The organism is Rhodoferax sp. BAB1 (genome assembly GCF_013334205.1).
In the GTDB taxonomy this organism is placed as follows: Bacteria; Pseudomonadota; Gammaproteobacteria; order Burkholderiales; family Burkholderiaceae_C; genus Hylemonella.
On the sequence record NZ_CP054424.1, the window covers coordinates 1,145,486 to 1,167,793 of the forward strand.

General features: G+C 66.4%; 15 protein-coding genes and 2 tRNA genes. 8 read left to right on the forward strand and 9 right to left on the reverse strand.

What is annotated here, in order from left to right; all coding sequences use genetic code 11:
• Positions 1 to 20: 20 nt before the first annotated feature.
• Entirely contained in the window at positions 21 to 758 is a 738-nt protein-coding gene (locus HTY51_RS05600; RefSeq protein ID WP_174251810.1) for a sulfurtransferase, read from the reverse strand.
• Positions 759 to 879: 121 nt separating this feature from the next.
• Here HTY51_RS05600 and HTY51_RS05605 point away from each other — a divergent pair, with 121 nt between their 5' ends.
• On the forward strand, positions 880 to 1,221 hold the full coding sequence (locus tag HTY51_RS05605) for a hypothetical protein (RefSeq protein ID WP_174251811.1): 342 nt from the start codon (positions 880 to 882) through the stop codon (positions 1,219 to 1,221).
• Positions 1,222 to 1,230: 9 nt separating this feature from the next.
• On the opposite strand, the gene dnaE is transcribed toward HTY51_RS05605, so the two are convergent.
• The 5 genes from dnaE to HTY51_RS05630 all read right to left on the reverse strand — a co-directional run bounded on the left by dnaE (position 1,231) and on the right by HTY51_RS05630 (position 12,675).
• Positions 1,231 to 4,704, reverse strand: coding sequence for a DNA polymerase III subunit alpha (gene dnaE / locus HTY51_RS05610; RefSeq protein ID WP_174251812.1), 3,474 nt, complete (start codon positions 4,702 to 4,704; stop codon positions 1,231 to 1,233).
• Positions 4,705 to 5,429: 725 nt separating this feature from the next.
• Complete coding sequence (rpoD, locus tag HTY51_RS05615) at positions 5,430 to 7,850, reverse strand: RNA polymerase sigma factor RpoD (protein ID WP_174251813.1); 2,421 nt, start codon at positions 7,848 to 7,850, stop codon at positions 5,430 to 5,432.
• Positions 7,851 to 8,129: 279 nt separating this feature from the next.
• Positions 8,130 to 9,992: a DNA primase gene (dnaG, locus tag HTY51_RS05620; RefSeq protein ID WP_174251814.1), complete on the reverse strand. Its 1,863-nt coding sequence runs from the start codon at positions 9,990 to 9,992 to the stop codon at positions 8,130 to 8,132.
• A 35-nt stretch (positions 9,993 to 10,027) separates the two neighbouring features.
• Positions 10,028 to 11,893 carry a gamma-glutamyltransferase family protein gene (locus HTY51_RS05625; RefSeq protein WP_174251815.1) on the reverse strand — a complete coding sequence of 622 codons (1,866 nt, stop codon included), beginning with the start codon at positions 11,891 to 11,893 and terminating at the stop codon, positions 10,028 to 10,030.
• Between the two features lie 23 nt (positions 11,894 to 11,916).
• Entirely contained in the window at positions 11,917 to 12,675 is a 759-nt protein-coding gene (locus HTY51_RS05630; protein ID WP_174251816.1) for a 3-hydroxyacyl-CoA dehydrogenase, read from the reverse strand.
• Positions 12,676 to 12,807: 132 nt separating this feature from the next.
• On the opposite strand from HTY51_RS05630, the gene HTY51_RS05635 reads away from it, so the two are divergent.
• From HTY51_RS05635 to rimO, 4 genes are all read left to right on the forward strand, one after another.
• Positions 12,808 to 12,884: transfer RNA gene (locus HTY51_RS05635), tRNA-Val, on the forward strand.
• Positions 12,885 to 13,011: 127 nt separating this feature from the next.
• Positions 13,012 to 13,545: a polyhydroxyalkanoate synthesis repressor PhaR gene (gene phaR, locus HTY51_RS05640; RefSeq protein WP_174251817.1), complete on the forward strand. Its 534-nt coding sequence runs from the start codon at positions 13,012 to 13,014 to the stop codon at positions 13,543 to 13,545.
• Between the two features lie 33 nt (positions 13,546 to 13,578).
• Positions 13,579 to 14,358, forward strand: coding sequence for a gamma-glutamyl-gamma-aminobutyrate hydrolase family protein (locus tag HTY51_RS05645; RefSeq protein WP_174251818.1), 780 nt, complete (start codon positions 13,579 to 13,581; stop codon positions 14,356 to 14,358).
• A gap of 56 nt (positions 14,359 to 14,414) precedes the next feature.
• The gene (gene rimO, locus HTY51_RS05650; RefSeq protein ID WP_174251819.1) at positions 14,415 to 15,815 is read left to right on the forward strand and encodes a 30S ribosomal protein S12 methylthiotransferase RimO; all 1,401 of its coding nucleotides are present in this window, start codon (positions 14,415 to 14,417) and stop codon (positions 15,813 to 15,815) included.
• Positions 15,816 to 15,924: 109 nt separating this feature from the next.
• On the opposite strand, the gene HTY51_RS05655 is transcribed toward rimO, so the two are convergent.
• A tRNA-Leu gene (locus HTY51_RS05655) sits at positions 15,925 to 16,009 on the reverse strand.
• A 49-nt stretch (positions 16,010 to 16,058) separates the two neighbouring features.
• Here HTY51_RS05655 and rnr point away from each other — a divergent pair.
• On the forward strand, positions 16,059 to 18,341 hold the full coding sequence (gene rnr / locus HTY51_RS05660; protein ID WP_254607047.1) for a ribonuclease R: 2,283 nt from the start codon (positions 16,059 to 16,061) through the stop codon (positions 18,339 to 18,341).
• 27 nt (positions 18,342 to 18,368) lie between these two features.
• Positions 18,369 to 19,124: an SDR family oxidoreductase gene (locus HTY51_RS05665; RefSeq protein ID WP_174251820.1), complete on the forward strand. Its 756-nt coding sequence runs from the start codon at positions 18,369 to 18,371 to the stop codon at positions 19,122 to 19,124.
• Here the strand turns inward: HTY51_RS05665 and HTY51_RS05670 are convergent.
• Entirely contained in the window at positions 19,121 to 20,050 is a 930-nt protein-coding gene (locus tag HTY51_RS05670) for an alpha/beta fold hydrolase (RefSeq protein ID WP_174251821.1), read from the reverse strand. The genes HTY51_RS05665 and HTY51_RS05670 overlap by 4 nt on opposite strands.
• Positions 20,051 to 20,141: 91 nt before the next feature.
• On the opposite strand from HTY51_RS05670, the gene HTY51_RS05675 reads away from it, so the two are divergent.
• Positions 20,142 to 20,873, forward strand: a complete 732-nt coding sequence (locus HTY51_RS05675) for an AraC family transcriptional regulator (RefSeq protein ID WP_174251822.1) — start codon at positions 20,142 to 20,144, stop codon at positions 20,871 to 20,873.
• Here HTY51_RS05675 and HTY51_RS05680 read toward each other — a convergent pair.
• Positions 20,870 to 22,306, reverse strand: coding sequence for an NAD(P)H-hydrate dehydratase (locus HTY51_RS05680; RefSeq protein ID WP_174251823.1), 1,437 nt, complete (start codon positions 22,304 to 22,306; stop codon positions 20,870 to 20,872). The genes HTY51_RS05675 and HTY51_RS05680 overlap by 4 nt on opposite strands.
• Between the last annotated feature and the right edge of the window lie 2 nt (positions 22,307 to 22,308).

The window sequence follows — 22,308 nt, forward strand, 5'->3', positions numbered from 1 at the left end:
GCAATAGTTCCGGGCCGGCGCTATTCCCGTCGGGCGCGCAGGTCGGCACCCAGAGCCTCGCGTTCGTCAAAGACGAAGCATTCGCCCCGAAAGTGGGCGCCGCCGGTCTCCTCGAAGTACTTGAGGATGCCGCCTTCGAGCTGGTAGACGTGTGCCAGCCCGCTCTCCTGCATGAAGATGGCCGCTTTTTCGCAGCGTATGCCACCGGTGCAGAAACTCACCACGGTCTTGCCCTCCAGCTCGGCGCGGTGGTCCTGCAGTGCCTGCGGGAAATCGGAGAACTTGTGGATGCGCCAGTCGATGGCGCCCTCGAAGCTGCCGTGGTCGACCTCGAAGGCGTTGCGTGTGTCCAGCGTCACGACCGGGCGTCCGTTGTCGTCATGCCCCTGGTCCAGCCAGCGCCGCACGGTGGCGGCCGGCACCGCGGGCGCGCGCCCCTGGGCCGGGCGGATCGTCGGGTGGTTCATGCGGATGATCTCGCGCTTGACCTTGACCAGCATCTTGCGAAAGGGCTGGCGGGCCGACCAGCTTTCCTTCGGCACCAGGTCGGCCAGGCGCGGGTCCTGGTGCAGCGCCGCCACGAAGGCACGTACCGCCGGTTCCGGGCCGGCCAGAAACAGGTTGATCCCTTCCTCGGCCAGCAACACCGTGCCCTTGAGCCCCAGGTCGCTGGCACGCTGGTGCAGGCGTTCGCGCAGCACCTGCGCGTCGGGCAGGGGGACGAATTTGTAGGCGGAGATGTTGAGGATGTCGTTCACGGCTTGATTTTAGGTTTTTGCTTCTGCATCGGCTGCGAACGGAATGCGGTTATAAAGCCAGCGTGTGCTGGCGCAGCACCCCGGGCATCCCGTCCATGCGCCAACTACAAGGAGATGCAGCATGCCCTCAGGCAACCTGGTGTTCTACTGGCCGGATCTGGGCAACACCGTGTCCATCGCGGCGCTGGTGCTGGCGGTGGCCGTCTTCGTGTTCGGCCTGTTCAGCGGCGCACGGGCCAACAAGATACGTGTGCTGTTTGCCGTCATCCTGGCCACCCTGCTGGGCTGGCTGGTCATGCCGCTGGCGGTGCAGGCGGCAGCGGCCGTGCACCTGACCGCAACCCGAACCGGCGTGATGATCCTGCATACGGCCATGCTGGCTTTTGTTGCCATCCTGGCCACCAGCATCTACGAGATCATCACGGTCAGCCTGTCGGACGTGGGCCTGGCCTCCAGGAAGTGAGGCCGGGCCTCACTCGTAGACGATGACGGCGCGGCCCTGGTCGGCCTGGGCCATCCAGCCGGCCAGCGCCGCATCGCTGGGATAGAACTTCGCATCCTCTCCCAGCTGCAGTTCAGCCGCCGCCGCAATGTCCGCGCCATGGCGGCGCAGGGACAGGCGCACGCCCAGGCCCCGCAGCAATTCACCCTGTTCGGTCATCTCCCGTTTGGGCGGATGTTCGGCCACCAGGCGCTGCACATCCGGTGCGCGGCCGTTGACCGCGACGCGCAGGTACTTGCCGAAGCGGCAGCGCGCTGCCTCCAGGCTCCAGACCTGGTTGATGTTGAGCTGCAGGCCGCCGGAAAAACGGTCCGGCATGGCTTTGGCCATCACGATGATGAGCTCGTCGTCCTTGAGCAGGTTGCGGTTGGCGTTCATCAGCGCCTCGTCCACACGGGCGTCGAGCACGGCTGTCTTGTCGTCGAGCTTGAACAGGGCCAGCTTGCCGCGCTGGCCGTTGATGACACGGAAATCGCTGACGATGCCGGCCAGCAACTGGGGCTCGCGCGTGTCGATCAGGTCGGCCAGTTCGCGCTTGGCGAAGCGGCGGACCTCCATGGATACCTCGTCGAACAGATGGCCCGAGAGGTAGAAACCCACGGCGGTCTTCTCGGCCGTGAGGCGTTCCTTCACGCCCCAGGGCAGGGCTTCCACCAGCTCGGGCTCCTGCGTGCTGGCGCCGTGGCTGTCGTCACCCAGGTCGAACAGGCCACCCTGGTTGACGTTGGCCGCGGTGGCATTGGCAAAGTCAAAGGCGCGGTCGATCGAGGCGACCAGCGACGCGCGGTTGAGCTGCAGGGAGTCGAAGGCGCCGGCCTTGATCAGCGCCTCGATGCTGCGCTTGTTCAAACGCGTGCGGTCCACGCGCACGCAGAAGTCGTACAGGCTGGTGAAGGGGCCACCTTCTGCACGCGCCTTCACGATGGCCTCGATGGCCTGCTGGCCCGTGCCTTTGACCGCACCCAGGCCGTAGCGGATGGCCTTGTCGGAAATGGGCTCGAAGCGGTAATGGCCGCGGTTGACGTCCGGCGCCTCGAAGGCCATGCCCATCTTGATCGCGTCCTCGAACAGCACCTTGAGCTTGTCCGTGTCGTCCATTTCCACGGTCATGTTGGCGCAGAAGAACTCGGCCGTGTAGTGCACCTTGAGCCAGGCCGTGTGGTAGGCCAGCAGGGAGTAGGCGGCGGCGTGCGACTTGTTGAAGCCGTAGCCGGCGAACTTCTCCATCAGGTCGAAGACCTCGTCGGCCTTGTTCTGGGGAATGTTGTGGGTCGCCAGTGCGCCGGCACGGAATTTCTCCCGGTGCTCGGCCATCTCCTCGGCCTTCTTCTTGCCCATGGCACGGCGCAGCAGGTCGGCGCCGCCCAGCGAGTAGCCGCCCAGGATCTGCGCGGTCTGCATCACCTGCTCCTGGTAGACCATGATGCCGTAGGTCTCGGACAGCATCTCGGCCACCGCCGGGTGCGGGTACTCGACTTCTTCTCGCCCATGTTTACGTGCAACGAAACTTGGGATCAGGTCCATGGGGCCCGGGCGGTACAGGGCGTTGAGGGCGATCAGGTCTTCCAGGCGCGTGGGCTTGGCGTCGCGCAGCATGCCTTGCATGCCGCGACTTTCAAACTGGAACACGGCCTCGGTCTTGCCTTCCTGGAACAGCTGGTAAGTGGGCTTGTCCTTGAGCGGAATGTTCTCGAAGGCGAAGTTTTCCTGGCCCGGGTGGCGCGCCATGATGAACTCGCGCGCGATCTCCAGGATGGTCAGCGTGGCCAGGCCCAGGAAGTCGAACTTGACCAGGCCCACGGCCTCCACGTCGTCCTTGTCGTACTGGCTCACCGCCGCGTCGCTGCCGGGCTGCTGGTAGAGCGGGCAGAAGTCAGTCAGCTTGCCCGGGGCGATCAGCACGCCGCCGGCGTGCATGCCGACGTTGCGCGTCAGGCCTTCGAGCTTCTGGGCCAGTGCCAGCAGGGTCTTGACCTCGTCCTCCTTCTCCAGCCGTTCGGCCAGGATGGGCTCGGCCTGGATGGCGTCGGCAATCGTGATGTGCTGGCCCGGCTTGTTGGGGATGAGCTTGGAGATGCCGTCGCAGAAGGTGTAGCTCATGTCGAGCACGCGTCCCACGTCACGGATGGCGGCGCGTGCGGCCATGGTGCCGAAGGTGGCGATCTGGCTGACCGCCTCCTTGCCGTACTTGTCCTTCACGTAGTCGATCACGCGGTCGCGGTTGGCCTGGCAGAAGTCGATGTCGAAGTCCGGCATCGAGACGCGTTCCGGGTTCAGGAAGCGCTCGAACAGCAGCTTGTATTCCAGCGGGTCCAGATCGGTGATCTTCAGCGCATAGGCCACCAGCGAGCCGGCGCCCGAGCCGCGGCCCGGGCCGACCGGGCAGCCGTTGGCCTTGGCCCACTGGATGAAGTCACCCACGATCAGGAAATAACCCGGGAAGCCCATCTTCAGGATGGTGTTGATCTCGAATTCGAGGCGTTCCACGTAGCGCGACCGCTCGGAATCGCGTTTGACGGCGTCCGGGTAGAGGTGGGTCAGCCGCTCCTCCAGGCCCTCGAAGGAGACCTTGCGGAAGTACTCCTCGATACTCAGGCCGCCGGGGATGGGGAAGTTGGGCAGCTGCGGCTTGCCCAGCACCAGGGTCAGGTTGCAACGCTTGGCAATCTCCAGCGTGTTGGCCACGGCGCTGGGCAGGTCGGCAAACAGCGCCTGCATCTGCCCGGCGGTCTTGAAGTACTGCTCGCGCGTGAACTTGCGCACCCGCCGCGGGTTGCCCAGGATCTCGCCTTCGGAGATGCAGACGCGTGCCTCGTGTGCCTCGTAGTCGTCGGGCGTGGCGAACTGCACCGGGTGGCTGGCCACCACCGGCAGCTTCATGCGCGCGGCCAATTGCACGGCGGCCGTCACATGGGCCTCGTCGTCCGATCGCCCGGCGCGCTGCAGTTCCAGGTAAAAACGGTGCGGGAAGATGGTGGACAGTTGCAGCGCCGCCTCGTGCGCGCGCTCGGCATCGCCCTGCACCAGGGCCTGGCCCACGGCACCGGCCTGCGCGCCGGAAAGCGCGATCAGCCCCTCGTGCAGTTCCTTCAGCCAGGCCAGCTTGACCACGGCCTGGGCCTTCACCACATTGCCGGTCCAGGCCCGCGCGATGATTTCGGAAAGGTTGAGGTAACCCTGCTTGTTCTGCACCAGCAGCAACAGGCGCGAGGTCGCCAGCGGGTCCTGGCCCAGGCCCTCGAGCATGATCTCGACGCCGATCAGGGGCTTGACGCCCTTGCCGCGCGCTTCCTTGTAGAACTTGATGGCCCCGAACAGGTTGTTCAGGTCGGTGATGGCCAGCGCTGGCTGACCATCCCTGGCTGCGGCCTTGACGATGTCCTCGATGCGGACGGTGCCGTCGACGACGGAGAACTCGGTGTGCAGGCGCAGATGGGCAAACATGGGATGATTTTAGTGCGCTGCCGTCAGACCGACCCCGGTTCCTCGGAGATGTTTTTTCTTGCGCGGCATGCCGGGATGTGCCCCCGGCAGGGCAGTAACTTTCTTTTGCTTCGCCAAAAGAAAGTCACCAAAGGTCACGGAGTGGGACTTTGCTCACTTCGCGCAGCGAAGTTACGCAAAGGCCAAAAGGCGACCCTGGTGTCTGTGACCCCGGCTGTGCCGGGGCACCCTGCGATGCTCGCGTCAGGCGGGATCCGCGCAAACTCGCTGCGCTCAAACATGCGCGGATCTTGATCCGCCTGCCGCTGCGCTTCTCGGCACATACACAAGGGAACCCGGAAATCCCAGAGCCAAAGCCCACAAGGACGCGCCATGGCGCGTCCTTGTGGGCTTTGGCTCTGGGTCTCTGGCCTCTGGTTTCCACTGCCGTGAGAGGAGGCGAGTAGCGCAGGACAGGGCGGAAAAAGAAGTGCAGATGTCTGAGCCCGCAGGGCGAGTTTCTGCACTTCCCGCACTGGCCGAGCAACGCAGCGTGCCCGCAGCGTAGCGGAGGGGCGACGAACCCGGCTCGCCTTCTCTTTGCTTACTTTCTCTTGGCGAAGCAAGAGAAAGTGAGTCGCCCGCCGGGGCGAGACCCGGCCTGCCACGCAAGCAACAACACAACGCAGAAAAAGAAAAAGCCCGCACACAGCGGGCCTCTTCAAATTGAGCCTGAAGACAACAGATCAGATGTTGTCTGTGAAGCTGCGCAGCTTGTCCGAACGCGAGGGATGCTTGAGCTTGCGCAAGGCCTTGGCTTCGATCTGGCGGATGCGTTCTCGGGTCACGTCGAATTGCTTGCCCACCTCTTCCAGCGTGTGGTCGCTGGTCATCTCGATGCCGAAGCGCATGCGCAGCACCTTGGCTTCGCGCGGCGTCAGGCTGTCCAGGATGTCCTTGACCACGTCGCGCAGGCCGGCCTGCATGGCGGCTTCCACCGGGGCGGTGTTGGCCGTGTCCTCGATGAAGTCGCCCAGGTGGCTGTCGTCGTCGTCGCCGATGGGGGTTTCCATCGAGATCGGCTCCTTGGCGATCTTCATGATCTTGCGGATCTTGTCCTCAGGGATCTCCATCTTCTGCGCGAGCAGGCTGGCGTCAGGCTCGAAGCCGAACTCCTGCAGGTGCTGGCGCGAGATACGGTTCATCTTGTTGATGGTTTCGATCATGTGCACCGGGATGCGGATCGTGCGGGCCTGGTCCGCGATGGAGCGGGTGATGGCCTGGCGGATCCACCAGGTGGCGTAGGTCGAGAACTTGTAGCCGCGGCGGTATTCGAACTTGTCGACCGCCTTCATCAGGCCGATATTGCCTTCCTGGATCAGGTCCAGGAACTGCAGGCCGCGGTTGGTGTACTTCTTGGCGATGGAGATCACCAGGCGCAGGTTGGCCTCGATCATCTCTTTCTTGGCCGCGCGCGAGGAGGCCTCGCCCTCGTTCATGCGCTTGTTGATGTCCTTGAGCTGGTCCAGCGGCACCACCACACGCGACTGCAGGTCCATCAGCTTTTGCTGCAGGTCCTGCACCGGCGGCACGTTGCGCGCCATGATGGCGCTCCAAGGCTTGCCGGCGTTGGCCTGCTTCTCGATCCACTTGAGGTCGAGCAGGTGCGACTTGGCTGGGTGGCCGTGTTTGTCGCGACCGCTGAAGTCGGCGATGAAGTGGTCTTGCGGGTAGCCGCACTTGTCCACGATAATGCGGCGCAGTTCGCGCTCCTTCTTGCGGATGTCGTCCACCTGGGCACGCACCAGGTCACACAGCTTCTCGATGGTCTTGGCCGTGAAGCGGATGGTCATCAGCTCGTCGGACAGGGCCTTCTGGGCCTTCTGGTAGGCCGGGGTGCCGTAGCCTTCCTTGTCGTAGACCTTGTGCACCTTCTCGAACAGGCTGCGCAGGCGGTCGAAACGCTCCAGCGCCTGGTTCTTCAGTTCCTCGAGCTTCTTGGTCAGGGCCTTGGAGCCGCCCTTGCCGTCGTCGTCGTCGGCTTCGTCGTACTCGTCGAAGTCCTCTTCGGCCACATAGTCGTCGCTTTCCTGGGCGTTGACGAAACCGTCCACCACGGTGGAGATGACGATCTTGCCTTCACGGATTTCCTCGCCCAGGCGCAGGATCTCGGCGATGGTGGCGGGGGAGGCGCTGATGGCCTCCATCATGTCCATCAGGCCACCTTCGATGCGCTTGGCGATCTCGATTTCGCCTTCGCGCGTCAGCAGCTCGACCGTGCCCATCTCGCGCATGTACATGCGCACCGGGTCGGTGGTGCGGCCGAATTCGCTGTCCACGGTGGACAGGGCGGCTTCGGCTTCCTCTTCCGCTTCCTCTTCGGTCGCAGCGGTCGGGCCGGTGTTGTTCAGCAGCAGGGTCTCGGCGTCCGGGGTCTGCTCGTAGACGGCCACGCCCATGTCGTTGAGCATGGAGATCACGACTTCCAGCGTCTCGGCATCGACCAGCTTGTCGGGCAGGTGGTCGGAAATCTCGCCGTGGGTCAGGTAGCCGCGGGTCTTGCCCAGCTTGATCAGCTGCTTGAGGCGCTGGCGGCGCTTGGCCATGTCCTCTTCGGACAGCACGGTCTCGTCCAGGCCGAATTCCTTCATCAAGGCCCGTTCCTTGGCCTTGCTGATCTTCATGCGCAGGGGCTTGACCTTTTCGCCAGCGACGGCTTCGGTCGGCTCTTCGGCAAATTCGGCTTCGATGTCCGACAGGTCCAGGTCGCCTTCGGGCTTGTCGGTGGCGTTCTTGGGCTTGCGGCCGCGCTTGGCGCCGGTCTTGGCCGGTGCGCCGGCTTCAGCGCTGGCAGCCTTGGGCGGACGGCCCGGCTTCTTCTTGGCCACGACCACGTCGGTGGCGGGGGCGGCGGCTTTTTTCAGTTCGGCGGCGGTCGGCTTGGTGGCCTTCTCGGCTTTTTCAGTCTTGGCGGGGGTCTTGGAAGCGGGCACTGTCTTGGCTTTCGTGGCGGGCTGCACCTTGGCAAGAGGCTTGGCTGCTGGCTTGCTTGCCGCCTTGGGGGCGGCTTTGGCAGCGGGCTTGGCCTGGCTTGCGGGCTTGGATACAGCCTTCGCGACGGGTTTGGCGGCGGGCTTTGCAGGCTTCTTGGACTTTTGAGCGGGCATGGATCAACCTCGGAACATCAAAAACTGGCACAAAGAAACAAACACAGCACCGACAAAACCGGCGCAGTTGGGGGACAGAGGAGAAATCCTCAGGGGCAAGATGGGAGGGCGAACATTTGGAATGCAGTCCTTGCGGTAAGGTGGCCGGTCGTGCGCGTAGGCTACGGTTGGCCTGGCCCGGAGGTGCTGCTGTCGCTCTTGCCGAAACTCAGACGTGGATTATACCCGGCAAAGCTGAAAATTCAATGCTGGCGCGCGTTTGCGGCGGCCTTTGCAAGGCTATTCGGTCGTCGTGGGACCGGTTTCCAGGGCCCGCCGGCGGGCCTGCAGCTCGCGGTAGCGCTCCAGGGCGGCCGGGTTGTCGCTGGCCGCGGCGATGGCCACGGTCTCCTCGGCCTTGAGCTGCTCGATCAGCATGCGCTGCAGCAGATTGCGCAGCTCGATCCGGGCTTCGGCATGGTCTTCGGTGGCGCTGAGGTCCGAGCCGTGCATGAGTTTGTGGGCCAGCGCTTCGGCCGGGTGGCCCTGCAGGGCCTCGCGCAGTGCCCCCCATGGCAAGGGGCCGTGTTCGTGCAACTGGGCTTCCAGCCAGCTGAGGAGCTCGCCATGGGCCCCCGGCAGGCCGCCCAACAGGGCGTGGTCCTCGCTGGAGAGCTGTTCCCAAAGCTGGCTGTGCGCCAGCAGCAGACGGGCGGCGTGGTCGGAGCGGTTGACGGGCAGGCCCCGTGCCGCCCGGGTGGCTGACGGCCGGCTGGGCCGGGGGCTGTAGTCGGCCGATGCGGCGCTGCCGGCAGCCGCCCGCTCGCCCTGGCGGGGGGCGCCGCCGCCGCGGGACGGGGCCAGCCAGAGGGAAGACAGTTCCTGCACATCCAGTTGCACCAGTCCGGCGATCTCGCCCAGCAACTGGCGCTTGAGTGCGCCGTCGGGCAACTGGCTCCACAGCGGCTTGGCATTGCTGGCCAGGCGGGCCCGGCCCTCGGCGCTGGAGAGATCGCAGCCCTCGCGGGCGGCTTCGATGAGGAAACGGCTCAGCGGCACGGCCTCGCTGACGCAGCGGGCGAAGGCTTCCTTGCCGTGCTCCCGGACGTAGCTGTCCGGGTCGTGTTCGGCCGGCAGGAACAGGAACTTGATGCTGCGCACGTCGCTGGCATAGGGCAGGGCACCGTCGAGCGCGCGCCGTGCGGCACGCCGGCCAGCGCTGTCGCCGTCGAAGCTGAAGACGACCGAGTCGGTGAAGCGGAACAGCTTCTGCACATGGTCGGTGGTGCACGCCGTGCCCAGCGTGGCCACGGCGTTGGGGAAACCGAGCTGCGCCAGGGCCACCACGTCCATATAACCCTCGGTGACCAGCACGTAGCCCGCGTCGCGGATGGCGTTACGCGCCTCGAAGAGACCGTAGAGTTCGTGGCCCTTGCTGAAGACTGGCGTTTCCGGCGAGTTCAGGTACTTGGGTTTCTCGTCGCCCAGCACGCGCCCGCCAAAGCCTATGCACTCGCCCTTGACGTTGCGGATGGGGAACATGATGCGGTCGCGGAAGCGGTCGTAACGCTTCTCTTCGCCGCTGTTGTCGTCCGTGCTGGTGATGACCAGGCCGGACTCCACCAGCAGCGGGTCGTCGTATTGCGGGAAAACGCTGGCCAGGCTGCGCCAGCCTTCGGGGGCGTAACCCAGGCCGAACTGTTTGGCAATCTCGCCGGACAGGCCGCGGCCCTTGAGGTAGTCGACGGCACGCGGTGAGGTCTTGAGCTGCTTGCGCCAGGCCTCGCCGGCCTTCTCCAGCACGTCGGAGAGCGTAGCCTGCTTCTGCCGCTGCTCGGCGGCACGTGCTCGGTCCTGCGGGCTGGCGTCGTCCTCCGGTACCTGCAGACCGTAGTGCTGGGCGAGATCCTTCACCGCCTCGATGAAGCTCATGCCGGTCTGTTCCATCAGGAAGTTGATCGCGTCGCCGTGCTTGCCGCAGCCGAAGCAGTGATAGAACTGCTTGGTCGGGCTGACCGTGAAGGAGGGGGACTTTTCCGCGTGGAAGGGGCACAGGCCCATGAAGTTGGCGCCGCCCTTCTTGAGCTGCACGGTGCGCCCGACGATCTCGACGACGTCGGCGCGCGCAAGCAACTCCTGGATGAAGGACTGGGGGATGGCCATGGTGCCGATTGTAGAAACACCGGCCGCGCGGGGAATCAGTCGCCTTTGACCGTGCCCTCGCGCCGCGGGTCGGCGCCGCCATACAGGCCCTTGCCACGCACCTGGATGGCTTGCAGTCCGCTGGTCAGCGGCTGTTCTTTCACATCATGGCCGCGCTGACGCAGGGCTCGCAGGGTGGTGGCCGGAAAGCGTTCCGGCTCCAGCAGCACCGGTCCGCCAAAAGCCGCAAAGTTGGGCAGGTTGATGGCCTGCTGCACGTCCAGCCCCCAGTGCAGCGTGCCATAGAGCAGCTTGCTCGTGTAATGGATGATGTAGGCGCCCCCGGGGCTGCCGCCGCTGAGCAGGAAGTCGCCGCGGGGCCGCTCGAACACCAGCACCGGGGTCATGGACGAGCGCGGCCGTTTGCGCGGCTCGACACGGTTGGCGATGGGCGCGCCGGATTCGCTGCGTGGCGTGAAGCTGAAGTCGGTCAGCTGGTTGTTGAGCAGGAAGCCGCCGCGCAGTCCCTGGCCGCGGTTGACCATGAGGTGGGCGCCCCAGGCGGCTTCGATGCTGCTGGTCATGGCCAGGGCCCGGCCCTGGCCATCGACGATGCTGATGTGCGAGGTGCCGTATTCGGCCTGCTCGGGCATGGGCCCCAGGCTTTGCTGCACGCCGGCGGGGATGCCGGCTGGCGCGTCCGGCATGCGCCGGGCCCGCGGGCCGCTGCCGATCAGCCTGGCGCGCTGCGCCAGATAGTCCTCGTCGAGCAGGCTCATCCAGCTGGCTCCCGGCGATGGCACGTAGTCGGGGTCGGCCACGTAGACGGCGCGGTCGGCAAAGGCCAGGCGCGAGGCTTCGGTGTAGAGGTGCAGCCAGTCGGAGCCGGGTCGCAAGCCTTGCGGGCTGCGCTGGGGCGGCAGCCTGGCGGCCGGCGTGTGGGCCAGCAGGCCCAGGATCTGGCCCATGGCCAGCGTGCCCGAGCTGGGTGGCGGCATGCCGCAGATGCGGACGTCGCGCTGGCGCGCGCCCTTGGGATGCACGGGGCGCGCACTGTGTACGAAGCACAGCGGGGCGCGCACCAGGGCCTCGTAGCCGGCCAGGTCGGCCAGCGTGAGACGGCCCGGATTAGCCGGGTGCTCGCGCACCTTGCGCACCATGGCCTCGGCCAGCTCGCCCTCGTAGAAGCTGCGTGCACCCTCGATGGCGATGCGGCGCAGCACCGCCGCCAGCTCCGGGTTGCGCAGGCGATGCCCCACGGGCCAGGGCCGGCCACTGTCGTCGAAGAAATGCGCAGCAGCCACCGGGTCCTGCCGCAGGGCGGTGGCGCCCGAGAGCAGGGCATGCAGGCGCGGACCGACCGGGAAACCTTCTTCGGCCAGGGTGATGGCCGGCTCGAAGAGCTGCTGCCAGGGCAGGCGGCCGTGCTGGCGGTGGGCCAGCGCCAGCATGTGCAGGACGCCAGGGGTGCCGACGGCGCGCCCGCCGATGGCGGCAGCCTGGAAGGACAGGGGCTTGCCCTGGTCGTCTAGGAAGAGGTCTTCGTCAGCCTCGCTCGGCGCGGTTTCGCGGCCATCGTAGGCCTCGGTGAGCTGGCCGTCGTGGTGCAGCAAAAAGGCGCCGCCGCCGAGGCCGCTGGACTGGGGCTCGACCAGGGTCAGCACCATCTGCACGGCCACGGCCGCATCGACGGCGCTGCCACCGGCCTGGAGGATCTGGTAGCCGGCATCGACTGCCAGTGGATGCGCGGCGGCCACCGAGAACTTCTTGCTGGCCCAGCCGGCCTGGGCACGCTGGCCGCTGGCGGCTTCGGGCTGGCGCGGGACGCCTGCCGACGGGGCCGGTGATTTCGCGTTGGCGGGATGTGCCGCCAGCAGCAGGCCCGCCAGCAGCAGGCCCGTGAGATGCCGTGTGCTGCGCATGGAGGCTCCTGTGGCGTGCGGGCTCAGCGTGGCGCCAGGCGGATGGCGCCGTCCAGGCGGATCACCTCGCCATTGAGCATGTCGTTCTCGAAGATGTGTTTCGCCAGCTTGGCGTAGTCCTCGGGTGTGCCCAGGCGGCTGGGGAAGGGCACGCTGGCGGCCAGCGCGTCCTGCACCTCCTGAGGCATGCCGAACAGCATGGGTGTGCCGAAGATGCCTGGGGCGATGGTCATGTTGCGGATGCCGTTGCGGGCCAGGTCGCGCGCGATCGGCAGCGTCATGCCGACCACGCCACCCTTGGAAGCGCTGTAGGCGGCCTGGCCGATCTGCCCGTCATAGGCAGCTACGCTGGCGGTGGAGATCATGACACCACGCTCACCGGTGGACTCGGGTTCGTTTTTGCACATGGCGTCGGCGGCCAGGCGGATCATGTTGAAGCTGCCGATCAGGTTGACCGTGATGGTCTTGCTGAAGGTGGCCAGCGCGTGCGCGCCGTTCTTGCCCACGGTCTTCTCGGCCGGGGCGATGCCGGCGCAGTTGACCAAGCCCATGAGCTTGCCCAGCGAGACGGCCCGGGTCACCACGGCCTGCGCGTCGGCTTCCTGGCTGACGTCGCACTTGACGAAGACACCGCCGATTTCCTTCGCGACGGCCTCACCCTTGTCAGCCTGCATGTCGGCGATGACGACCTTGCCGCCATTGGCTGCCAGCATGCGTGCCGTGCCCTCGCCCAGGCCCGAGGCGCCGCCGGTGACGATGAATACCTTGCCTGCGATCTGCATGAAAAGCTCCTGTATTGTGACGTTGACGTTCACGTCAATTATGGCGCAGCCCCCTTTTCTCTCGCGTTCTGATCGCGAAGTGAAAGGTGGGACGAAGTTTGCTGCTATACTCGCGGTCTCGAACGAATTCTCAGGCGCGTAGCTCAGCTGGTTAGAGCACCACCTTGACATGGTGGGGGTCGTTGGTTCGAGTCCAATCGCGCCTACCAAAATCCCTTTCCGTCTTGTTGCCATCCGCTCTCAGGGTAAACCTTGGGGCGGTGGCGCAGGCGGCTTCCTAGAATGTGTTGCAGCGCAATACATGAAAACGGTTCACAGGACCGAGGAGATCAGGGTATGAAAGAAAAAAAGGGTGAGGCTGCTGCAGGCGCTGAGCGGATCATCAAGAAATATCCCAACCGCCGTCTGTACGACACCCGCACGTCGAGTTACATCACGCTGACGGAAATCAAGCAGCTGGTCATGGAAGGCGCCCCCTTCGTGGTGCGCGACGCCAAGACCAGCGAAGACCTCACGCGCAGCATCCTGCTGCAGATCATCCTGGAAGAAGAGGCGGGCGGCTCGCCCATGTTCAGCACCTCGGTGCTGTCCAACATCATCCGCTTCTACGGCCATGCCATGCAGGGCTTCATGGGCGGTTATCTTGAGAAGAACATCCAGTCCCTGCAGGACGTGCAGACCAGGCTCGCCGAGCAGTCCAAGGGGCTGAGCCCTGAGATGTGGACGCAGTTCATGGCCATGCAGACACCCGTGATGCAGGGCCTGGTGACGCAGAACCTGGAGCAGTCCCAGCACCTGTTCGCACAGATGCAGGAGCAGATGCAGAAGCAGACCGAGCAGATGCTGGAGACCTTTGGCCTCAAGCGCTGAACTGCGGGCCGCGGATGCGGCGACAATGGCCACATGAATGCCGGTCGTCCACCCCTGCGCATCGGCCTGTCGGCGCGGCTCTTCCATCCTGAGCCCGGCGCCAGCGGCCTCAAGACCAAGACCCTGCTGGTGTTCGAGCAGTCGGTGGCCCAGTGGGCCATGGCGCGCGACGTGCTGCTGCTCATGGTGCCTTCGGTGGTGCAGGGCGGCGAGCTCATGCGCAGCAACATCCGGTTGCGCAATTACGCCGAGTACCTCGACGGCCTGATCCTGCAGGGGGGGGCCGACGTCAGCCCGCGGGCCTATGGTGAGGAGCCGCTGCGACCCGAGTGGAGTGGCGACCCGGTGCGCGACGCCTACGAACTGGAACTGGTGCACGAGTTCATGGAAGCCGGCAAGCCTGTCCTGGGTATCTGCCGCGGCATGCAGTTGCTCAACGTGGCGCTGGGGGGCTCGCTCTACCAGGACCTGCGCACGCAGCGTCCTGAAACCGACGACCACGAGAGCGGCCACTACGACCAGCATGTGCACAGCGTGCGCTTTGAGCCGGAGGGCCAGATGGCCGGCTGGTTCGGTGGCCTGCCCGGTGGCAAGGTGGTGTCCATCCACCATCAGGCCATCAACCGCCTGGGCCGCGACATCGCGGTCGAGGCCGTGAGCGAGGATGGCGTGATCGAGGCCATCCGCTGGAACGGCGGCAGCTTTGTCTGTGGCGTGCAATGGCACCCGGAGTTTCACGGCGGTCTGCCGGAGGGCGGCCTGCTGGACTGCAACCCGCTGCTGGAGGCTTTCCTGTCCGCGGCGCGGCGCTGAGACGGCCGCCCGCTCGGGGGGCGGACCGGCGGGGCGAATACTGGGACAATAGCGGCATGAACGATGTCCTGTCTCCAGCTGCCGGTACGCAGCCTCCCAAAGTCGGTTTTGTCAGCCTGGGCTGCCCCAAGGCGCTGACCGATTCCGAACTCATCCTCACCCAGCTCAGTGCCGAGGGTTACCAGACCTCCAAGACCTTCCAGGGGGCGGATCTGGTCATCGTCAACACCTGCGGTTTCATCGACGATGCCGTCAAGGAAAGCCTGGACACCATCGGCGAGGCCCTGGCCGAGAACGGCAAGGTCATCGTGACGGGCTGCCTGGGCGCCAAGACCGGTGAGGACGGCGGCAACATGGTCAAGCAGATGCACCCCAGCGTGCTGGCCGTGACCGGCCCGCATGCCACGCAGGAGGTGATGGACGCGGTGCACGCGCATCTGCCCAAGCCGCACGACCCCTTCATCGACCTGGTGCCGGGCGCCTTCGGCGAGGCCGGGCTCAAGCTCACGCCGCGCCACTATGCCTACCTGAAGATCAGCGAGGGCTGCAACCACCGCTGCACCTTCTGCATCATCCCTTCGATGCGCGGTGACCTGGTGTCGCGACCGGTGGGTGATGTGCTGAAGGAAGCCAAGGCCCTGTTCGAAGGTGGTGTGAAGGAACTGCTGGTGATCAGCCAGGACACCTCGGCCTACGGTGTGGATGTGAAGTACCGCACCGGTTTCTGGGACGGCAAGCCGGTCAAGACGCGTATGCTGGACTTGGTGCAGTCCCTGGGTGAGCTGGCCGAGGCGCACGGCGCCTGGGTGCGCCTGCATTACGTCTATCCCTACCCCCATGTGGACGACATCCTGCCGCTGATGGCCACCGGCAAGGTGCTGCCTTATCTGGATGTGCCGTTCCAGCACAGCCACCCCGAGGTGCTGCGGCGCATGAAACGCCCGGCCAGCGGCGAGCGCAATCTGGAGCGCATCCAGCGCTGGCGCGAGATCTGCCCCGAGCTGGTGATCCGCAGCACCTTCATCGCTGGGTTCCCGGGCGAGACCGAAGAGGAATTCGAGCACCTGCTGGGTTTCCTGCGCGAGGCGCAGATCGACCGTGCCGGCTGTTTTGCCTACAGCCCGGTCCAGGGTGCGGCGGCCAACGAATTGCCGGGCATGTTGCCCGAGGCCCTGCGCGAGGAGCGCCGGGCCCGGTTCATGGCGGTCGCTGAAGAGGTGTCGACGCAGCGCCTGCAGCGCCGCATCGGTGCCACCATGCAGGTGCTGGTGGACTCGGCCCCGGCCCTGGGCCGCAAGGGCGGGGTGGGTCGCAGCTACGCCGACGCGCCCGAGATCGACGGCCTGGTGCAGTTGCTGCCGCCGGAGAAGATCAGCAAGACGCTGAAGGTCGGGGAGTTCACACGGGCGCGCATCGTCGGCACGCAGGGCCACGATCTGGTGGCGGTGCCGGTGTGACCGGCCTTTGCGCACACACCCGGCGCCATGCGGGCCGGGAAATAAAAAAGCCGCTGAGGTCTCAGCGGCTTTCAGTTGGCATGAACCAGGTGGTTATGCCTTATATTGGTGGTGCCCAGAAGAGGACTCGAACCTCCACGATGTTACTCGCTAGTACCTGAAACTAGTGCGTCTACCAATTCCGCCATCTGGGCATCTCAGGAAAGCGAGAAGTATATCAGAAATTTAGAACGCTCCAGCGGCCTGCTGGAAGAAATTGAAGGGACCATCAACGGACACCGTGATGGTCATGGTTTTGTGACGCGTGATGACGGCGAACCGGATATCTATCTGCCGCCCAACGAGATGCGTGCCGTGCTGCACAAGGACCGCGTCAAGGCGCGCATCGTGCGCTTCGACCGCAAGGGTCGGCCCGAGGGCCGTGTGGTCGAGATCATGGAGCGCGCGGCGCAACCCATCATCGGCCGCCTGCTGCAGGAGAGCGGTGTCTGGCTGGTGGCCCCCGAGGACAAGCGCTACGGACAGGACATCCTGATCCCCAAGAGTGCCACCGGGCAGGCCAAGGCCGGCCAGGTGGTGGTGGTCGAACTGGTCGAGCCGCCCGCGCTCTACGGACAACCCGTGGGCCGCATCAAGGAAGTGCTGGGCGAGATCGACGACCCCGGCATGGAGATCGAGATTGCGGTGCGCAAGTACAGCGTGCCGCACGAGTTCTCCGAGGCCTGCATCGCGCAGGCGCGCGGGCTGCCCGACAAGGTGCGGGAGCAGGACAGCCGGCACCGCGTCGACCTGACTGACGTGCCGCTGGTCACCATTGACGGCGAGGATGCGCGTGACTTCGACGATGCCGTCTACTGCGAGCCGTCCACCCAGGGCCGCGGCCGGAGCGCTCAGCAAGGCTGGCGCCTGCTGGTGGCGATTGCCGACGTCAGCCATTACGTGGAGACCGGCTCGCCGATCGACGTGGATGCCTACGAACGGGCCACCAGTGTCTACTTCCCGCGTCGCGTGATTCCCATGCTGCCGGAGAAACTCTCCAACGGCCTGTGCTCGCTGAACCCCGACGTGGACCGCCTGTGCATGGTCTGCGACATGTTCGTCAGCAGCGAGGGCGAGGTCACGGCCTACCAGTTCTACCCGGCCGTGATGCACAGCCATGCACGCTTCACCTACACCGAGGTGGCGGCCATCCTGGCCAACACGCGCGGGCCGGAAGCAGCCAAGCGCAAGGAGCGCATCCAGGACTTGCTCAACCTGCACGACGTCTACCGCGCCCTGCTGGCCGCGCGCGCCAAGCGCGGTGCGGTGGACTTCGAGACCACCGAGACGCAGATCATCTGCGACGACAGCGGCCGCATCGAGAAGATCGTGCCGCGCACGCGCAATGACGCGCATCGCCTGATCGAGGAGGCCATGCTGGCGGCCAACGTCTGCAGTGCCGACTTCATCGGCCAGAGCAAGCACGCCGGCCTGTTCCGCGTGCACGAGGGGCCGACGCCCGAGAAGAACGAGCTGCTGCGCAACTACCTCAAGGTGACGGGCGTTGGGCTGACCATCAGCGAAGACCCAACGCCCGCGGAGTTCCAGGCCATCGCCATCGCCACCAAGGAGCGGCCCGACGCGCAGCAGATCCACTCCATGCTGCTGCGCTCCATGCAGCAGGCCATCTACACACCGCACAACAGTGGCCATTTCGGCCTGGCTTTCGAGGCCTACACCCACTTCACCAGCCCGATCCGGCGTTACCCGGACCTGCTGGTGCACCGGGTGATCAAGGCCATTCTCAACAAGACGCGGTACCACCTGCCGGCCCTGCCCACGCCGGGTGAGGCGCATGCCAAGCTCTCCAAGCGTATCGAGAAGAGCGAGGCCGCCAAGATGAAGATCTCGGGTGAGAAGCCCAAGAAGGTCAGTGCCGAACTGATGGCCTGGCAGGCCGCCGGCCTGCACTGCAGTGCCAACGAGCGCCGCGCCGACGAAGCCAGCCGCGACGTGGAGGCCTGGCTCAAGTGCAAGTACATGCGTGAGCACCTGGGTGAGGAGTTCGGCGGCATCGTCACGTCGGCCACCAGCTTCGGCTTGTTCGTCACGCTGGACGCCATGTATGTCGAAGGGCTCATCCACATCACCGAACTCGGTGGCGAGTACTTCCGCTTCGACGAGGCGCGCCAGGAATTGCGCGGCGAACGCACCGGCATCCGCTACGCCATCGGCACGCGGGTGCGGGTGCAGGTCAGCCGGGTGGACCTGGATGGCCGGCGCATCGACTTCCGCCTGGTGCGTGAGGGCGAGGAGCTGACCAGTCGCGCCCTGCGCGACAAGGGGCTGGCGAACGAGGAGGCCGATGAGGCCACCGGGGCGCCGCGCAAGGCCTCGCTCAAGCGGGCGGCGCGCAGCAAAAAGGCCGGCGATGCAGGCCTGCGTGCCTTGCCCTCGCCGATCCAGGCCCTGAAGGCCTCGGTCAAGGCGGCAGCCAAGAAGGTCACCGACAAGGCCCGGGGCAAGGGACGCAAGACGCGTCGTTGAGATATCGATCCGGGGAGACCGAAGCGCATGAGCGGAGCGAAAAAGGTTGCCGTCGTGACCGGCGCCGGCACGGGCATAGGCAAGGCGGCGGCGCTTGCCCTGCTGAAGGACGGCTACTGCGTGGCGCTGGCCGGTCGCCGGCGTGAACCGCTGCAGCCCGTGGCCGACGCCAGCGGGGCGGGCCCATGTGTCCTGGTGCTGCCGACCGACGTGTCGCAGCCGCAGGCCGTGCGGACCCTGTTCGATGCCACCGTGCAGGTCTGGGGGCGGGTCGATGTGCTGTTCAACAACGCCGGCGTCAACGCGCCCGGGGTGCCGCTGGAAGAGCTGCCGCTGGAGAAGTGGCAGTCCGTGGTGGACATCAACCTCACGGGCATGTTCCTGTGCATCCAGAACGCCTTTCGCGTGATGAAGGCGCAGAGCCCGCGCGGCGGCCGCATCATCAACAACGGCTCGATCTCGGCGCATGCACCGCGCCCCAACTCGATTGCCTACACCGCCACCAAACATGGCGTGATGGGCCTGACCAAGGCGGCTTCGCTGGACGGCCGCCCCTACGACATCGCCGTGGGACAGATCGACATCGGCAATGCCGCCACCGATCTGGCGGCGCGCATGGCCAGGGGCGTGCCGCAGGCCAATGGCCAGATCGCCGTGGAGCCGCTGATGGACGTGGACATCGTGGGCCAGTCGGTGCTCTACATGGCGAATCTGCCGCTCGAAGTCAATGTGCTGTTCCATACGGTGATGGCCACCAAGATGCCTTTTGTCGGCCGCGGCTAGCGTCGCACCAGGCTTTGCAGGAAAACTGCATAACGTTGCGCCGCCACGTCCGGCGCTTCCATCATGGGCAGATGCCCCGCTTGTGGCAGCACCTCGATTCCGGCTCGTGTGTTCAGGTCGCGCAGCACCTTTGCACCCGTGGCGTCGAAGACCCGGTCCTGTCCGCCCCACAGCACCAGCAGCGGGCTTTTCAGCCCGGCAATGCGCTCGTGCAGCAGGTGGCGATCCTTGAGCTGTTCGCGCCACAGGCGCAGGTTCGAGGGCGCGCGGTCCAGCGCCTGGGCCTGTGCGGCCCGCATGACGGGATAGGGCAGGAAGGGTGGCTGCGCGAAAAGCAAGGCCATCATCCCTTCGAATTCCTGCGCATTGCGGGCGACCAGGGGCGCCCGTCCGGCCTCGATTTGCAGATCCATGTCGCTGGGCAGCGGGGTGCGGATGCCATGCGGGGCGCCGATGAAGGCCACGCTGGTGATGCGTCCGGGCTGCTCCAGTGCCAGCAGGGCGGCCAGCGTACCGCCCATGGAACTGCCTGCCAGGTGCACGGTGCGGACCGCCAGGGCATCGAGCAGCGCGGCCAGGCGTTGTGTCTGCGCGGCATAGTCGTAGGGTTCGTGCTCCAGGCGCGTGCTGGCGCCAAAACCCGGCAGGTCCGGCGCGATGACGCGGTAGTGCGCGGTCAGGCTGCGTGCGAAGTCCACCCAGTGGTCCTTTTCGGCAAAGAGGCCGTGCAGCAGCACCACGGTCTCGCCGCGGCCGCCTTCCAGATAGGAGATGCGGTGTGATCCGACCTGGATGCTGCGCTCTTCCAGGCCGGCGGACCGGCGATGCAGATCGACCAGGGCGGGGCGGAACGCTTCCGGTATGCCGTACCAGGCGGCGGGAGCGAGCAAGGCCAGGACGGCCAGGGCGAGGGCGAGACGCTTCAATCGGAACTCCTTGAATCTGGCGGCCGGTCCATCCAGTCGCCGAGGCGCAAGACTAGTCCCGGGAGCCGAAAAAGACTTGTACGATTGGGCTATGCCTGCACAGAACAGCCTGACGCTGGGTGCCGATCGGGCCCTGTACCTCGGTGAACTGCCCGCCACCGGCTGGCACCGTCATGCCTCGCCGGTGTTCCTGCAGGGGCTGTCGGGCCGGTTCGCCCTGCACCTGGCGGGGCGGGTCGAGACCTGCCACAGTGCCCTGATCGATACCGGCATCGAACATGTCTTCGACCCCTGCGGAGAAAGCGTGGCCCTGGTCTATCTGGAGCCGGATGCGCCCGAGGCGCGCAGTCTGCGCGCCCTCTTCCAGCAGCAGGGCGGCGTGATCCTGGATCCGGCCCGGCCTGTGCTCGCACGCAGTGCCAGCCAGACGCGTCTGCGGGCCTTCGACCTGCCGGCCCTGCTACGCCCCAGTCTGCCGGGCGTGACGCCGATGGACGCACGCGTGGCGCGCAGCCTGAGACTGATGCGCCAGGGAGCGGAGGGACCGCTGTCGCGCGAGATCGCGGCGGCCGCCGTGCATCTGTCGGCCTCGCGTTTCAACCACCTGTTCCGCGACGAGGTGGGCGTGAGTTTCCGCGACTATCGCATCTGGTCCCAGGTGCGCAGCGCCATGTCGGCCCTGGGGACGAGCCCGCGTCTCACCGATGCAGCCCTGAGTGGCGCCTTCGTCGATTCCTCGCACTTCAGCCGCATGTTCCGCCAGACGTTCGGCATGACACCGTCCAGCGTGCTCAAGCCCTTGCGCGAGGTCCGTCGGGTCTAGCCGCGCCGCGCGAGGGCGTCGGCGGTCAGCGGCTGGTCCGGCGGCCAGGCGTCGGCAGCCAGGCCGTGCAGCCAGACGGCGGCGCAAGCGGCCTCAAACGCGTGTTCGCCCTGCGCCAGGCGCGCACCGATCAGCCCGGCCAGCACGTCGCCGGTGCCGGCGGTGGCCAGGCGTGCATTGCCGGTCGGGTTGATGACGGGCAGCCGGCCCGGTGCGGCCATCACCGTGCCCGAGCCTTTCAGGACCACGGTGCAGCCGAACTGCTGCGCCAGCTTTTGCGCGGCTGCCAGCCGGTCGGCTTGCACGGCCGCCGTCGTGCAGGCCAGCAGGCGCGCCGCCTCCAGCGGATGCGGGGTCAGCACGGTCTGCCGCTGACGCGCGCCGCGCGCCGCCAGGAGGGTTGCGAACTGGCTGTCGTTTGCTATCGAATTAAGAGCGTCTGCATCCAGCACCAGGCGCGGCGCGGTTGACAGCAGGCGTGGCAGATGTGCGGCGATGGCCTGGCCGCCGCCGCAGCCGGCCACCACGGTCCCTGCGGCGACGTCCAGTGCCGTGGGCACGCGGAACATCAGCTCAGGGTGCGTGGGGTCCACCGTCATGTCGTCGTCATCGAGCAGGCCGACATAAACACGACCGGCGCCATGGTGCAGCGCTGCACTGGCAGCCAGCAGGGCGGCACCGCTCATGCCGCGTGCGCCGCCGATGACGGCCACATCACCATAACTGCCCTTGTGTGTGGCATGCCGGCGGCGAGCCGTAGCGGGTGCCCCCCCCAGCCTCGCCTGGGGGGCGGTGGACCCCAGGTCTGCGCCGAGGGACTCGTACCAGACCGCACCGGTCTGGTCGCGGCCCTGCGCCGTGTAGAGACCGGGTTTGAGTGTGAGCAGGCAAAGCGTGTGGCTGGCGCGTACGCAAGGGCCAGGCGTGGCGCCGGTGTCGGCGTTCAGGCCGGAGGGCAGGTCAACCGCCAGCACCGGCACGGCCAGGCTGTTGATGTGTGTGATCCAGTCGGCCAGCCGGCCTTCGGGCGCACGGTTCGCGCCAGTGCCGAGCAGGGCGTCGATGCAGATATCGCAGTCCGCGGGCGGGGCGTCGACAAAGCGCACACCGGCCGCCACGGCGCGTGCGTGCGAGGCGCGGGCGTCGGTGGGGGCGGTGTCAGCGGTGCCGAGCCAGGTTACGAGCGGTGTCTTGCCCCACTGCTGCAGGTGCATGGCCGCTTCCAGGCCGTCGCCGCCGTTGTTGCCGGGACCGCAGGCGATCCAGTAGCGGCGCGCGTGCGGAGCGATGGCCAGGGCCAGCCGGGCCGTGGCCAGGCCGGCGCGCTGCATCAGGGCATGGGGCGCCAGCGTGCTGGCGAGCGCTGCTTCCAGCGCGCGCGTGGCGTCTGCGCTGTACAGGGGGTGGGGCTGGCCGGAGGGGACGCGTTGCATGG